Consider the following 14,227-nt stretch of genomic DNA (forward strand, 5'->3'; position numbering starts at 1 on the left):
CTTTAAATGTAACAAAATTTATTACAATTTAATTAAAAATAAAACATTATGAAAAAAGTAGCAGTAATCGGTGCAACAGGATTTGTAGGAGCACACGTGGTATCAGAATTAGCAGACAGAGGATATGCTGTAGAGGCATTGGTAAGAGATGCATCCAAAGTAAAAACACAGGAAAATGTAACCGCAAAGAGCATTGATGTCAACAACGTAGATGAATTGGCTGAAGCATTGAAAGGAAGCGATGCCGTAATCAGTACATTCAATGCAGGATGGACGAATCCTAATCTTTACAACGATTTTTTAAATGGTTCTGAGAATATTCAAAAAGCAGTAGAACAATCAGGAGTAAAAAGACTGATCGTAGTAGGAGGAGCAGGAAGCCTTTATACACCGGATCATGTACAAATTGTAGATACTCCGGATTTCCCTGAAGCTTACAAGCCGGGTGCAACAGCAGCGAGAGACTATTTAAACAAAATCAAAGAAAATAATACGTTGGACTGGACCTTCTTCAGCCCGGCTGTAGAAATGAATCAGGCGAACGTAGGGGAAAGAACAGGAAAATACAGAACGTCACTGGAAACTCCGGTATTTGATGAAAACGGAAGAAGCCGTCTGTCTGTAGAAGATGTAGCTGTAGTTTTGGTAGATGAATTAGAGCAGAACAATCACATCCGTGAACGTTTTACAGCAGCTTACTAACATAAAAAGACAGAAATGATACAAAAGAAATTATGGTCGTTATTGGCCTTATTAGGATTTATCAGCATTTTCGCAGGGAATCTTAAAGTGAAAGTTTATAATCCGGGTACCAAAGCTATTTTTCCTATTACTTCTACCATTATTTATGGAGATAAAGATGCCATACTTGTAGATGCCCAGTTTCAGAAGCAGTATGCAGAGCAGCTCGTGAAAGAAATAAAGGCAACAGGGAAAAATCTGAAAACCATTTTTATTTCTCACAGTGATCCTGATTTTTATTTTGGACTGGATGTTATCAAAAAAGCCTTTCCTAGCGCAAAGATTATCTCAACTGCTCAGACAGCCTATTTGATCTCAGCTTCAAAAGATGATAAAATGGGCGTGTGGAAACCACAGTTAAAAGCAGATGCTCCATCAGAAATTATTGTTCCTGAAGCAGCTGTTGCAATTCCTGATCTTGAAGGTCATACAATTGAAATCAGACAAAATCCGGAAGATCCGGCACACAGTTTTCTTTGGATTCCTTCCATTAAAACTATTGCAGGCGGAATTTCAGTTTCTGTAGGTTCACACCTTTGGATGGCAGATACACAGAATGTAAAAGCAATTGATCAATGGATCGGGCAGATTGATGCTATGAAAGCATTGAAACCGAAGCAGGTTATTCCTTCCCATTTTGCAGAACTTTCTACGTCACCAAAATCTCTTGATTTTGTGAAAAGCTATCTGGAAAACTATAAACAGGCAGTCACTGAAAACAAAACGTCTTCTGCTGTTGTAGATTTTATGGTTAAAAAATATCCTGATCTCCATGGAAAAGATGAGTTGGGAATGGGAGCAAAAGTTTTCTTTGGCGAAATGGCTTGGGATCTGAGATCTCCATATCCGGCAATCGGACATCAAGTGGAAGTGGATTTTGGAGCTGTAAAATTCCTTCTTGATTTTAAAGATAACAAAACAATGACATTTACAGGAACAGCCGGAAGTTCAAAAAACAGTACTGATACTGTAGAATATACTGCAGTGGAAGTAGCAAAAAATGTTTTTATGGTCTATTGGCATGAGCCACACCTTGGTTTTAATGTAACCCATATTCAGGATTATAATAAAAATATTATTTATTCAAATATTGCAGGTCCTGATGGTACTTTTACCCATCCGAAAGGAACTCTTAAGATTTTGAACCATTAAGATTTTTTGAATGATTGAAGCTGATTTAAGGAAAATAAAAGAAAGACTCTGCTTAAAGCGAAGCTCATCTTAATATTCTTACAACCTTAATAGAACCTTAATGGTTTAAAAATTTCATCATCAACAAAAAAGGCTGTCTATCTTGACAGCCTTTCTTTTATAAATTCATAAACAATTTCGGATTAATCGGGGTATTGTTTTTGTGTACTTCATAATGCAGATGTGGTCCTGTAGATCGTCCTGAATTTCCGGATTTGGCTATTACCTGGCCTACTTTTACTTTATCATTTACCTTAGAAACAAGTTGTGATAAATGTCCGTATAGCGTAGCCAATCCATTTCCGTGAGAAACAATCACGCAGTTTCCATAACCTCCTTTCTGTCCGGAAAAAATAATGGTTCCGGCGGCGGCGGCTCTTACATCAGAGCCATAGGCAACGGCAATGTCCAATCCTTTGTGGAACTGCATCTGATCAGCTTCAGCAGGGGCATTGTTTTTTTCAGCAACCGCTGTTTTGGTTGTTGTGGCTCCGGTAACCGCTTTTGTTGTAGTAGAAGCTGGAGCCGCTTTTGGAGTAACCATCACTTTTACTTCCCTTTTGTTTCCATAGCTGTCGGTAAGCTCGATAATTTTCTCAACAGGTTCAGCTTTTACTTCAGGTTTTGGAGCTGCAGCAACTGCCGGTTTAGCTTCCGTTGCAATACTTGTTTTTACAGAAGCAAAAACAGTTTTGAATGGAATAGGATTTTTTCTCACTCCGAAATTGGAAGAAATATATCCGTCAGTAGGCATTCCTAATGGAACCTGCATCAGTTTTTTCTGAAGATCCATCAGATACTGGCTGTATCGGTTGGCTTGTTTGGAAAGATAAATAGAATTTGAAATACTGTCCTGGTTGAGCATCATCAGTTTTTCATTGGTAATGTCTTTGGACTTCAGGAAGGAGTTGAGTTGAGCAACAGTCTGATCTACAAGGGTAAGATCAGTTTTCATTTTTAAATAATCTACACTGTCTTTTTCAGTGTTTATTTTTACAAGGTTCACTTCGTAGGTTTTGTCATCTCTTTCGGAAAAGAGCTTTGCAATGAATACACCTTGTGCAAAAACTACTAGTAAAAGTCCTCCCAGGAGAATGTTTACGTTCTTCTTGCTGTTTAGAAATTTTTTCATATTTCTTCTCTTAGTAAGTTAAAACGGTTTTGAAGCTGCAAATTTAATTAAAAATAACCTTTGTGAGTTATTTTTAATTAAAATTCAGTTTTTTCTGTATTTAACGGCTAATTAGCTATTTAATTGTGTTGAAGTGTTAATTTTTTCAGAAAATGGCTTTTATCATAGTTTCAAAGCCCGCGTTACGTCTTTGTTTTAATATCTTTGCAGTTCACATTCCAATTATGGCTAAAAAGAAAATTATTTCAGAATCTTCGAATCCAAAAAAGAATAAAAAGGATATTTCTGTAGGAGTTGTAGGGAGCGGAAGTTTTGCAACCGCTATCGTAAAAATGCTTGTTGAAAACTGCAAAATAGTACACTGGTGTGTAAGAAGTGAATTTGTAAAGGGAGCCATTGAGCTTCGCGGACATAACCCAACTTATCTTACAGCAGCACATTTTAATCTTAAAAGTTTAAAACTGACAACAGATATTAATGAACTGGTTTCTGCATGTGACGTTATTGTTTTGGCAACACCATCTATCTACCTGTCTGATACATTGGATAAGATGACCTGTGATTATTCAGATAAGATCTTTATTTCTGCAATTAAAGGGATTATTCCTAAAGTAAATGATGTGGTAGCGCATTATCTGCGTGATGAATTTAAAATTGGTTTTAGAAACCAGGCCGTTATTGCAGGCCCTTGTCATGCTGAAGAGGTGGCTATGGAAAGACTTTCTTATCTTACTATTGCGACAGTAGAAGATGAGATTGCTGAAAAACTTGAAGGAATCTTCAGTTCAGACTTTATCAAGGTACACACAAGCAAAGATATTTTAGGAAATGAATACAGTGCAATCCTTAAGAATATTTTTGCCATCGGGGCGGGAATAGCAAGTGGATTAGGGTATGGGGACAACTTTACAGCAGTATTTGTTTCCAATGCTATCCGTGAAATGGAAACTTTCCTTGAAGCCATCTACGAAGCACCTAGAGATGTGAATGAAAGCGCTTATCTGGGTGACCTTTTGGTAACAGCCTATTCACTTTTCTCAAGAAACAGAAACCTTGGAAACCTGATTGGAAAAGGATATACGGTAAAATCTGCTATTCAGTCTATGAACATGGTAGCAGAAGGATATTACGCTGCTGATTCCATTTATCAAACAGCGAAACAAAAAAATCTTAAACTCCCGATTATCGATACAGTCTATGCTATTCTGTATGAAGGTAAAAATGCTGAAAAGCAGTTTAAAAAGCTGACTGCAAAATTGAATTAAAAAACAGGACCTTAGAATTAAGGTCCTGTTAAACATAAATAATTAAACTTAAGCATTTCCCATGCTTAAGTTTTTTTTATAGACTCATCTTAGTAATGACAAGTGCTAATGATGATCTCACATTCAGATTGCTGGCTGTAAAGCCGTTTCCTGAATCAAATTCAAATTTCTGACGAATAGTGGTTGGAGAAGCTAAGACTAAAAAATAACTTCCCTGATAAAATGTAAAAGAACTGGATAGCTGACACATTCTGTTGGTTTCCGTGATGGTTGCGCTGGTAGCAGAATTAATCAGATAAGATCTTGTACAGGTGAAATTCTGGCCAAGATACTGGGTATTAGCTGTTCCGTTGTTGTTATTTGCATTACTGGAATCCACAGAATACCGAACAATATAAGTTCCGGCAGGCAGTGTAATCGTGGAGTTATCTACACCTAGTGAAGCTCCTGTAATTTTATTTGAAGTTACCGTAAAGTTCCCTAATGTATTATTCGTGCTTCCGGTAGGGATAAGTACTCCCGAACTGATAAGCAGAGACATGATCTGAGGTTCAGAACCTGAAACGATGATACGCTGCCATTGATTTCTTACCCAAACATAATATCCTTTGGGAAAAGTAGATGCTCCTCCGCTATTGTAGATGATAAGTCCATCTGCAGGATTGGCGATAGGAGTTGAAGTACTGTTAAGAGCAAGCAGGTCATATTGCGGAAAAAGAACCCCTTTATTGGAAGAATTAATGTCCAGAACGCTGCTGGCATTGGGTGTATTTGTATTGATACCAACTTGTGCATTTGAGAAAATACTCAACAGTATCATACAGGCTATGTAAATAGATGTTTTCATTGTGCAATAGATTATTGATTAAGTGCTGATCTTTGAATGTCAACTTTAGCATTCGTAATGATTATTTCTCCGTTATTAGGAGCTGTTCCTCCTGATCCGTTCTGATAAGTTCCTCCTGCATCATGAGCAATGGCAGGAACTAAAAGAATTGGAGCTGTTGAAGTAGTTACAAAGGAGAAGCTCATATTCAGCGTATGAGTCTTATTACTGGCAATAGATTGTGCATTGATGCTAATGGTTTTCCCATACTGATTTCCGGTAGACGGGTCAATAAGTTTTACAAGATACTGATGCAGATGAACAGAAGTTCCCCCGATTCCGGCAGTACTGCTCTCAAGAGCTGTTCTGATGTTCAGGCATACATTCACCAGATAACCACTGTTTCCGGGAAGAGTGATGACTCCTGTAGAGGTATTGTATAAAGCTCCGATATCATTGGATACTACAGTAAAAGCAGCATCATTGAAATTTTTGTAAGTCCCGTTGGCAAGACCTCCCAATACAGCATAATCAGTAGTACGCTGAAGCATCATATAACTTACCAGATTATAAGTATCGGAAAGCTGGGTCCATCTGCTGTTTTTCCAGATATAAAGACCTGGACTGATAGAATTTCCTTTATTGTACACAACCAGTCCTTCTGCCGGATTATTTACCGGTGAAGTATTACTCAATATGTCTACAATATCCACTCTTGGAAGAAGCACTCCCTTGTTGGTAGATTGTGAAACTTCAAGAACCGCAGAGCTGTTCACTGAAGATTTCCCAATAGCAACCTGTGCATATATGGTCTGAGCTATAATCAATAATAGCAGCATGTAATATTTTTTCATATTCATTCTTTTAAAGCTGAGATATTTTAATATAAGAACCGGTTGGGATCACATTCACAAGATCGTAGAATGTACTGTTCTGCATTCTTCCAAGGTTTAATCTGAGCCCTCCTATAATATTGGCATTGGCATTAGCAGGAACCGTGTAATAATAAGACCAGGTGGCAAGATGATTGGTATTGATCTTAGAAACAATAGGAACTTCTTTTCTAGTAGCCCCTCCTCCGGTAAAGGTATTCGTTGTATTATTATAGGTATCGTTGATAAAATCTATAAAATATCCCATCAGGTAATAAGAGCTTCCTGAAAGTGGAGCTGTCCCTCCCTGTCCCGATGGATTTTCCTGAGGTGAATTTAAATTCAGGTTAACCTCTACCAGATAATTTCCTTGTGGAAGAATCAGGGAATATCCTCCGGCAGTGTTCGGAAGAACTTTGAATCCGCTAATGTTTGAAACTCCGGAAACGGCTGGATTATTAACCATAAGCTGAGTGCTGGCACCGGCTATAGCATTGTCTAGAGCAGATAAAGATCCGGTAAAATCAAGATAGGCAACCTTTGGCGTATTTTGAGCATCAATGGTGCTTTGCCATGTATTGTTTGTCCCATTAAAAAAATGAAGAGCCTTGTTGTTGCTGTTGGTCCCTCCATTAAATCCAATGAGCGCATTGGCAGGAGAGGCAACAGGACTCGTTGTGCTGCTTAGGTTAGCAATATTCAGGTTGGGAAATAATAATCCTTTATTACCTCCGGAAACGGTTACTGTAGGAGCTGTAGTGTAGCCACTGCCTCCGTTGTTAATGGTGATACCTGTAACCTGACCATTGGAAATGGTCGCTGTAGCACGGGCTTTTGATCCTCCGTTAACAATAGATCCTCCTCCAAAGAAATTGATTGTTGGTACAGCAGTATAGCCACTGCCTCCGTTGCTGATGGTAATCCCGGTAACTGCTCCTCCTGAAATGGTGGCTGTAGCTGTGGCTGGGGTTCCATTGAAGTTCTCAATGTGCAGAATAGCACTGGGGTCTGGTGTGGACGTGTTAATTCCTACACTTCCGCTTTGGGCAAAAGCCACTGTCGCGAATAGTGTACTCACGAAGTTAATGATTTTCATCTTTAGTATGTTTACGAAATAATTTTAATTAAATACTTATTGGAATATGTATTAAATCAATTGAAAGGTACGTAAAAAAATCAGCCATGCAATGTGGTATGTATAGAATTATATCTATAATATTATGTATTTATCAATCAATAGTGAGATTGTTTAAATTTAATGTAATGATTTATCACTTATTGTTGATAAAGTGTGATGGCGTAAATGGTTATGGTTATAGTGTTTAATATGATGAACTTAAATAAACTTAAATTTTTATAAAATTTCATCCCTGAAAAAACAATCAATTAGTTACCATTCAGTGAATTAAAAAAAATAAAAATTTAACATTTTTGTAAACAAATGTTTTACATTATCAATCATTTCAATAATAGTTTATTGAAATTTTCCATTGTTTTTTGTTGTGTGTTAAAGAAGTATTTTTGAGTGAAAAAATAACGTGTTAAAATCGTTAAACGCGTCCTGGTTTTTAAAACTTTTCCCGAAATTTGAAGTAAAATTTTAAAATTATGTCACAATCGCTTACAAGCAGAACACCGAAACCTAAATACGACGTTGTACTGATAGGCGGAGGAATCATGAGCGCCACTTTAGCAACGCTGCTTCATGAATTTGATCCAAATCTGGAAATTGCAATCTTTGAAAGACTTGGAAGGTTTGCCAAAGAAAGTACTGCAGCATGGAACAATGCCGGAACAGGGCACTCCGCATTTTGTGAGCTAAATTATACGCCGGAAAAACCGGATGGATCTATTGATATCACTAAGGCAGAAAGCATTGCAGAACAGTTTGAAATTTCAAAACAATTCTGGGCTTATCTGATCACCAAAGGGTATATTCATAAGCCGAAAGAGTTTATCAATTCATGTGCCCATATGAGCCTGGTATTCGGAGAAAAAGATGCTGAATATCTTAGAAAACGTCATGATAAAATGGCAGAATCTGTACTCTTCTCAGGAATGGAATTTTCTACAGATCATGATAAACTGAGGGAATGGATTCCTTTGGTGATGAGTAAAAGAAATCAGTCTGAAGTAATGGCAGCAACGAAGATGGATATGGGAACGGATGTTAACTTCGGAACATTGACAAGAAAAATGGGAAGACACCTTCTGGAAGATTCTAACGTAGAGGTTTTCTTATATCATGAAGTAAAAGACATCAGCCCCAGAGAAAGTGGTAAATGGGAAATGAAAGTGAAAGACAGGATTCATAGCCATAAACAAGAGGTCGTTGCTGACTTTGTATTTATCGGGGCAGGAGGATATGCACTTCCGTTACTGGACAGTTCAGATATTAAAGAAAGTGAAGGATATGGAGGTTTCCCGGTTTCAGGGCAATGGCTGGTAAGTCATAATCAGGAGCTGGTAGAAAAACACCATGCTAAAGTATATACACAGGCTACGGTGGATGCTCCGCCAATGTCAGTTCCACACCTTGATCTTAGAATCATTGATGGTAAGAAAGCTCTTCTTTTCGGACCTTTTGCAGGGTTCTCAACCAAATTTTTAAGAGAGGGAAGCTATCTCGATCTTCCTGAAAGTGTGAACACCAAAAATTTAAAATCACTTTTCGGAGCATGGTGGCATAATATCCCTCTTACGAAATATCTTATCCAGCAGGTTGCGATGACGAAATCTCAGAGAATGCAGCATTTAAGAGAATTTATCAAAGATGCCAAGGAAGAGGACTGGGAATTGAAAGTAGCAGGACAAAGAGTTCAGATCATCAAAAAAGATGAAAAAGATGGTGGTAAACTGGAATTCGGGACTGAAGTGGTTGTGAATAAGAGCGGAACGATTGCGTCTTTATTAGGCGCTTCACCAGGAGCATCTACAGCAGTATATGCCATGCTGAATGTGCTGGAAAAATGTTTCCCGGAAAAACTGAATGGAGAATGGAAAGAGAAATTGCTTGAAATGATTCCTTCCTACGGACAAAAACTGGCCGCAAACCCGGAACTGACCCATGAAGTAAGGCATTATACAAAAGAAAAATTAGAATTAGAATATTAACATCACTAATGAGCAATGAGGAATAAAGGCTATTACTCATTGCTCATTACTTATTACTCATAAAAAGGTGGAAGAAATAATTGTAAAACCAGTTATTGCAAAGGAAATCCTGGAATCTCTTCAGGCGAAAACAGAAGAGGAGAAACAGGTTATTGTACACTGTTGTTTTCCCGCATCACCATTTTTAGGAAACCTGATCAGGATCTGGCATTCAACCTATCTTTTTGATAACCAGTCTGAGCATAGAAGCAAGCTGATTCATGCGGAAAATATTTCAATTTCTCCCTACTGGACACCGGTTCCTTTTATGAAAGACTTTTGGTTTACCCTTATATTTTCCGGGCTTCCTAAAGACTGTAAAAGTTTTGATCTGAAAGAAGTTATTCATGAGGAAGGAGGCTTTTTTGTAGAATCAATCAAAAGAAATTCTTCTGATGTGTATCGTGTGAAAATATCAGAATCCTATTAATATGAAAGTAAGGGAAGAAAAATTAGAACAGATTATTCATTGGGCTGAAAACAATCCGGATATCCGTGTTGTTCTCCTGACCAGTTCATTGGTAAACCCTTACGCTCCTGTAGATGATTTTAGTGACCTTGATATAGAACTTGTTTTTGAAAACAGAACAACCTATGAATCCGGAAATGAATGGATAAAACTTTTTGGTGATCCTATTTCCATGATTGAAGAAGATGATCGTGTTTTTGAAGGAAAGCATGCAATGAAAATGGTTTTGTATAAAGATCATGTGAAAGTTGACTTTAAGCTGTATCAGGTAGCAGAATTTATAGAAGAAATCAATCAAGAAACTCTTCCCGAAGATTGGGATGTAGGGTATAAAGTTTTACTGGATAAAGATAACCTGACTGAAAACCTGAAGTCCCCGACATATCAGTCAGTCATGATTCAGAAGCCAACGGAAAAAGAGTTCCGGCAGCTGATCAATGACTTCTGGTGGGATACAACCTACGTTGCAAAGTGTTTGAAGCGCGGAGATATTTTTTATGCTAAATTTATGTCTGAAAATATTCTTCGTACAGATTATCTCGTCCCTTTAATTGAATGGTTTATTGCAGGAAATCATAACTGGAATACTATCACAACCAATAAACACGGAAGACTTTTCAAAAAATACTTATCTCAGGAACTATGGAGTACGATAGAAGCTACTTTCTCTGATAGCAATATTGAAAAAAACTGGCAGGCCTTGTCTGCATATGCAGATCTGGTACATGAGCTGGGAACTTCACTGGCTGAAAAGTTTCATTTTATCTATCCGGAAAAGCTGGAAAATGAGATCAGAAACTATCTTAAGGAAGTACAGACAAAGTCTTAATTTCAGGCAAATTCATTCTGTCTGATAAGGTTTTCAATACAGTATTCTGCAATAGCTGTAATGGTAACAAACGGATTGACACCAATAGTTCCCGGAATTAAAGACCCATCCAGAACATACAGATTCTCATGATCTTTTAGTTTTCCATATTCGTTGGTAGCTTCACCTAAAACGCACCCGCCAAGCGGATGATAACAAATATCTGCACCAAAGCCGTTATTGAAAAGTAAATGACTTCTGGTTCCTCCATTAGCCTTATTCATTTTTCTGATAAAGTATTGAGCATTTTCTTTCATTTTGGCAGTATTGCTTTCATTCCAGTTCAAGGTAAGAGATTTGTTGGCTGTATTGTAAGCAACTTCTCCCTTTTTATCAACCCTGTTGATCAGCAGATACAAAGCTGTAGCGACATCCATTCCCATAGGTAAAGGAGCAATTTCCGTGAAAAACGGATGCTCAGGATCATCCCAGTTATCAATTCCTCCCACAGGAATTGTGGATTGCTTAGCTCCCGTGCCTCCTGATAAAGGTTTTACCCAATTTCGTCCCGTCATAAAGTTTCCGTTATTTCCCCAGTTTTTACCAATCTTTTCATGGACAGGAAATCCGTTCTCTGCATGGGATTGCAACAGAAGCTGTAATGTTCCCATGGTTCCTGCGGAAAGAATCAGTTTTTTACAGTTGAAAACTTTCTGAGCAACCAGAGCTCCGGAGGTATCAATCTGCTGCACATTTAATGTATAGCTTTTATCATCATTCATTTGAATAGTCTGCACACAGTGAAGATCAAGAATCTCCAGATTTCCGGTCTCAAGAGCTTTTCTGAGATAGGTTTTATCTAAACTGTTTTTCCCATAGTTGTTTCCGTAGATCACTTCAGTATTAAGAGCAGAACGCGGGACTTCATTCCTGAATTCTTTTTCCATATACTTAAAATCATACACATTGGGAACTCTTATCGTCTTGAAACCAGCCTTGTGAGCCTCTTCTTCACCTACCCGTGTGAACTTATAATAAGGACAGTCTTTCAGAAACTGTTCATCAATAACATTTACTTTAAGTTCTTCCCGTACCAGAGGGAAGTAATGATGGTAAAACTTTTCCGCATCAAGATCTGGGAAAACTTCTTTGAAATAACTTTCTTTGGGAGTAACGGCCATTCCTCCATTCACCAGAGAACCTCCGCCAACACCTCTTCCTACCCAGATATTAATATGATCAAAATCCAGACGGTCCAGTATTCCTGTAAAAGGAGTCAGAGAGAAAATATTCATAAAAGGAGCAATGCTTTTCTTTTTCAGCCATGCAGAACTTTTCCCGGGTTTCAGCAGATTGGAAAAGGGAATTCCTGCTTTTTCCCAGTTAAGACCCATTTCAAGGATGATTACTTTTTTTCCGGCTTCACAAAGACGCAGGGCAGATACAGCACCTCCGTAGCCACTGCCAATAATGATAATCGGAACATCATCGTATTCCTTTATCTCATTGTTTGTTCTTGCTTTAGCGTGAAGTAATTCGGATTGAAGAAAATAAAATCCTGATATCGCCAAAGCACTGGTCTTAATGAAGCTTTTTCTGTCCATGAGCTTTGTTTTTCAAAAAGTATGCTAGAGGTGCAGGCTCGTATTTTATTTATTACAGATTATATTTTTTATTACAATTTTAACTTTTATTGTTTCGGAAATTCATAGTTTTACTTATAATTTTAAATTCATGAAAAAATATATAATACTCTTTTTACTGCTTCCGTTATGGGCTTTTTCTCAAAAAAAGATATCAAAAGAAGAAAAAGAGGTACAGAAATTTCAGAAAGAACTGAATGCAGAATATTTCAATCCAAAAGAAACTCCATTAAGAGAAGATAACCTTAAAAACTTTAAAGGACATCCTTTCTTTCCTTTTGATGCCAAATACAGAGTTACGGCACAATTTGTCCAATCAAAAGATACCCAACCCTTCGATCTTCCTACGTCTTCAGGAAAAACAAAGTCGTATCAGGAATATGGAAAAGCAACATTTACACTGGATGGAAAGCCTTATACCGTTACTTTATACCAGAGTCTGGATTTGATCAAACAGGACAAATACAAAGATTATCTTTTTCTTCCTTTCCGTGATGCTACCAATGAAAAAGAAACCTATGGAGGAGGAAAATATATGGATTTAAAAATTCCGAAAGGAAATACGATAGTGCTTGATTTTAACCAGTCATATCATCCTTTCTGTGCCTATAACGCTTACGATTACAATTGCCCTATTGTTCCTGAGGAAAATAAACTTCCCGTGGAAATCCGTGCCGGGGTAATGTATGAAGATGTCTACCATCACTAATATTATGATACACTTAGAATTCTTTAAACAGGAAGATCTCTCTGGGATAAGCTATGCTCTGGATGAAAATCAGATGCGCTTTACTGCAACTGCCCAACAGGCTTTACAAAGCATCAGTGAACGTAATGATGAAGACGCATTTCCGGTGACCATATTTGAAAATGATGCAGCCGTTGGTTTTTTTGTCCTTGATTTTGGGAATGATAAACTTGAGCTTACCGATAATGAAAATTCCGTTCTATTACGCTCTCTATCTGTGAATCCTCAGATGCAGGGAAAGGGAATTGGGAAAGCTGCCATGCTGGAAGTAGGTGATTTTGTCAGAAACCACTTCAATACCTGTGATGAAATTGTATTGGCAGTAAACCAGAAAAACAATTCTGCTTATCATATTTATCTTCAGGCTGGATACATTTATGATGGCAAAACCAGAATCGGAAGAAGTGGTCCCCAATACCTGATGTACAAAAAACTTTAATAAAATTTTAAAATCATAATTTTTTATCTGCTGATATCTTTCCATAACTTTGAGTAACATCAAATTACAAAACATGGAAATATCACTTCAAAATCAGGTGGCTGTAGTCACAGGAGCTTCCAGTGGAATTGGTTCAGGGATTGCAAAATCATTAGCATCAGCTGGGGCAGCAGTCATTGTTAATCATTCTTCAGAAAGATCTGCAGAAGAAGCTAAAACCGTTTTAAAAGAAATAACGGATGCAGGAGGAAAAGGAATGACCTATCAGTGTGATGTATCCAAGGAAGATCAGGTGGTCAGAATGTTTCAGGATGTTGTTTCTGAGTTTCAAACCGTTGATATCCTGATCAATAATGCAGGGATTCAAAAAGATGCAAAATTTACTGAAATGACTTTGGATCAATGGAATGCTGTCATAGGCGTTAATCTGACGGGACAGTTTCTATGCGCAAGAGAAGCCATTAAAGAGTTTCTTAGGAGAGGAATAGATCCTTCACGTTCTGTGGCTTGTGGAAAAATCATTCATATCAGTTCAGTACACGAAATTATCCCTTGGGCCGGACATGCTAATTATGCATCCAGTAAAGGCGCCGTAAGAATGCTCATGCAAACCCTTGCTCAGGAATATGGAGCAGATAAAATCCGTGTGAATTCTATTTGTCCGGGTGCCATCCAGACTCCTATTAATCAAAATGCATGGAGTACTCCGGAAGCCCTCAATTCCCTTCTTACTCTGATTCCTTATAACCGAATCGGACAGCCGCAGGATATCGGAAACCTGGCAGCATTTCTTGCCAGTGATCTTGCCGATTATATAACGGGAGCCAGTATTTTTGTGGATGGTGGAATGACCACGTTTGAAAGTTTTTCTACGGGAGGGTAGAGGAATTCAAAGTTCAAAATTTAAAGTTTAAAGTTTTGAGGTTGTTCTCAGAGCTTG

The 14,227-nt window shown here is 37.8% G+C and carries 14 protein-coding genes; 9 read left to right on the forward strand and 5 right to left on the reverse strand.

Annotated elements, in window-relative coordinates; genetic code table 11:
- Positions 1–48: 48 nt before the first annotated feature.
- Both ODR02_RS13590 and ODR02_RS13595 read left to right on the forward strand, forming a co-directional pair.
- The gene (locus tag ODR02_RS13590) at positions 49–702 is read left to right on the forward strand and encodes an NAD(P)-dependent oxidoreductase (protein ID WP_105684268.1); all 654 of its coding nucleotides are present in this window, start codon (positions 49–51) and stop codon (positions 700–702) included.
- 15 nt (positions 703–717) lie between these two features.
- Positions 718–1,893, forward strand: a complete 1,176-nt coding sequence (locus ODR02_RS13595; protein WP_309513076.1) for an MBL fold metallo-hydrolase — start codon at positions 718–720, stop codon at positions 1,891–1,893.
- Positions 1,894–2,050: 157 nt separating this feature from the next.
- Here the strand turns inward: ODR02_RS13595 and ODR02_RS13600 are convergent, their stop codons facing one another.
- Positions 2,051–3,064 (reverse strand): M23 family metallopeptidase, encoded by a 1,014-nt coding sequence (locus ODR02_RS13600; RefSeq protein ID WP_309513075.1) that lies wholly within the window; start codon positions 3,062–3,064, stop codon positions 2,051–2,053.
- Between the two features lie 224 nt (positions 3,065–3,288).
- Between ODR02_RS13600 and ODR02_RS13605 the strand changes: the two genes are divergently transcribed.
- Positions 3,289–4,329 carry an NAD(P)H-dependent glycerol-3-phosphate dehydrogenase gene (locus tag ODR02_RS13605; RefSeq protein WP_309513074.1) on the forward strand — a complete coding sequence of 347 codons (1,041 nt, stop codon included), beginning with the start codon at positions 3,289–3,291 and terminating at the stop codon, positions 4,327–4,329.
- Positions 4,330–4,405: 76 nt separating this feature from the next.
- Here the strand turns inward: ODR02_RS13605 and ODR02_RS13610 are convergent, their stop codons facing one another.
- Genes ODR02_RS13610 through ODR02_RS13620 form a run of 3 tightly spaced genes read right to left on the reverse strand, consistent with a single transcriptional unit; the run spans position 4,406 to position 7,123 of the window.
- Positions 4,406–5,176 carry a hypothetical protein gene (locus tag ODR02_RS13610; RefSeq protein WP_309513073.1) on the reverse strand — a complete coding sequence of 257 codons (771 nt, stop codon included), beginning with the start codon at positions 5,174–5,176 and terminating at the stop codon, positions 4,406–4,408.
- Positions 5,177–5,187: 11 nt separating this feature from the next.
- On the reverse strand, positions 5,188–6,009 hold the full coding sequence (locus ODR02_RS13615) for a hypothetical protein (protein ID WP_209785897.1): 822 nt from the start codon (positions 6,007–6,009) through the stop codon (positions 5,188–5,190).
- Between the two features lie 10 nt (positions 6,010–6,019).
- Positions 6,020–7,123, reverse strand: a complete 1,104-nt coding sequence (locus ODR02_RS13620; protein WP_209785896.1) for a hypothetical protein — start codon at positions 7,121–7,123, stop codon at positions 6,020–6,022.
- Between the two features lie 512 nt (positions 7,124–7,635).
- Here ODR02_RS13620 and mqo point away from each other — a divergent pair.
- From mqo to ODR02_RS13635, 3 genes are all read left to right on the forward strand, one after another.
- Complete coding sequence (gene mqo, locus ODR02_RS13625; protein WP_309513072.1) at positions 7,636–9,141, forward strand: malate dehydrogenase (quinone); 1,506 nt, start codon at positions 7,636–7,638, stop codon at positions 9,139–9,141.
- A 67-nt stretch (positions 9,142–9,208) separates the two neighbouring features.
- Entirely contained in the window at positions 9,209–9,610 is a 402-nt protein-coding gene (locus ODR02_RS13630) for a hypothetical protein (protein ID WP_105684260.1), read from the forward strand.
- A 1-nt stretch (position 9,611) separates the two neighbouring features.
- Complete coding sequence (locus ODR02_RS13635) at positions 9,612–10,478, forward strand: AadS family aminoglycoside 6-adenylyltransferase (protein ID WP_209785895.1); 867 nt, start codon at positions 9,612–9,614, stop codon at positions 10,476–10,478.
- A 2-nt stretch (positions 10,479–10,480) separates the two neighbouring features.
- On the opposite strand, the gene ODR02_RS13640 is transcribed toward ODR02_RS13635, so the two are convergent.
- Positions 10,481–12,061 carry a GMC family oxidoreductase N-terminal domain-containing protein gene (locus ODR02_RS13640; protein WP_209785894.1) on the reverse strand — a complete coding sequence of 527 codons (1,581 nt, stop codon included), beginning with the start codon at positions 12,059–12,061 and terminating at the stop codon, positions 10,481–10,483.
- A 130-nt stretch (positions 12,062–12,191) separates the two neighbouring features.
- Here ODR02_RS13640 and ODR02_RS13645 point away from each other — a divergent pair, with 130 nt between their 5' ends.
- The 3 genes from ODR02_RS13645 (at position 12,192) to ODR02_RS13655 (ending at position 14,170) form a co-directional block, all read left to right on the forward strand.
- The gene (locus tag ODR02_RS13645; protein WP_209785893.1) at positions 12,192–12,809 is read left to right on the forward strand and encodes a DUF1684 domain-containing protein; all 618 of its coding nucleotides are present in this window, start codon (positions 12,192–12,194) and stop codon (positions 12,807–12,809) included.
- Positions 12,810–12,813: 4 nt separating this feature from the next.
- The gene (locus ODR02_RS13650) at positions 12,814–13,287 is read left to right on the forward strand and encodes a GNAT family N-acetyltransferase (RefSeq protein WP_309513071.1); all 474 of its coding nucleotides are present in this window, start codon (positions 12,814–12,816) and stop codon (positions 13,285–13,287) included.
- Positions 13,288–13,360: 73 nt separating this feature from the next.
- Entirely contained in the window at positions 13,361–14,170 is an 810-nt protein-coding gene (locus tag ODR02_RS13655; protein WP_309513070.1) for a glucose 1-dehydrogenase, read from the forward strand.
- The last annotated feature ends 57 nt before the right edge of the window (positions 14,171–14,227 follow it).

The organism is Chryseobacterium sp. CFS2 (assembly GCF_036543225.1).
GTDB lineage: Bacteria > Bacteroidota > Bacteroidia > Flavobacteriales > Weeksellaceae > Chryseobacterium > Chryseobacterium culicis_A.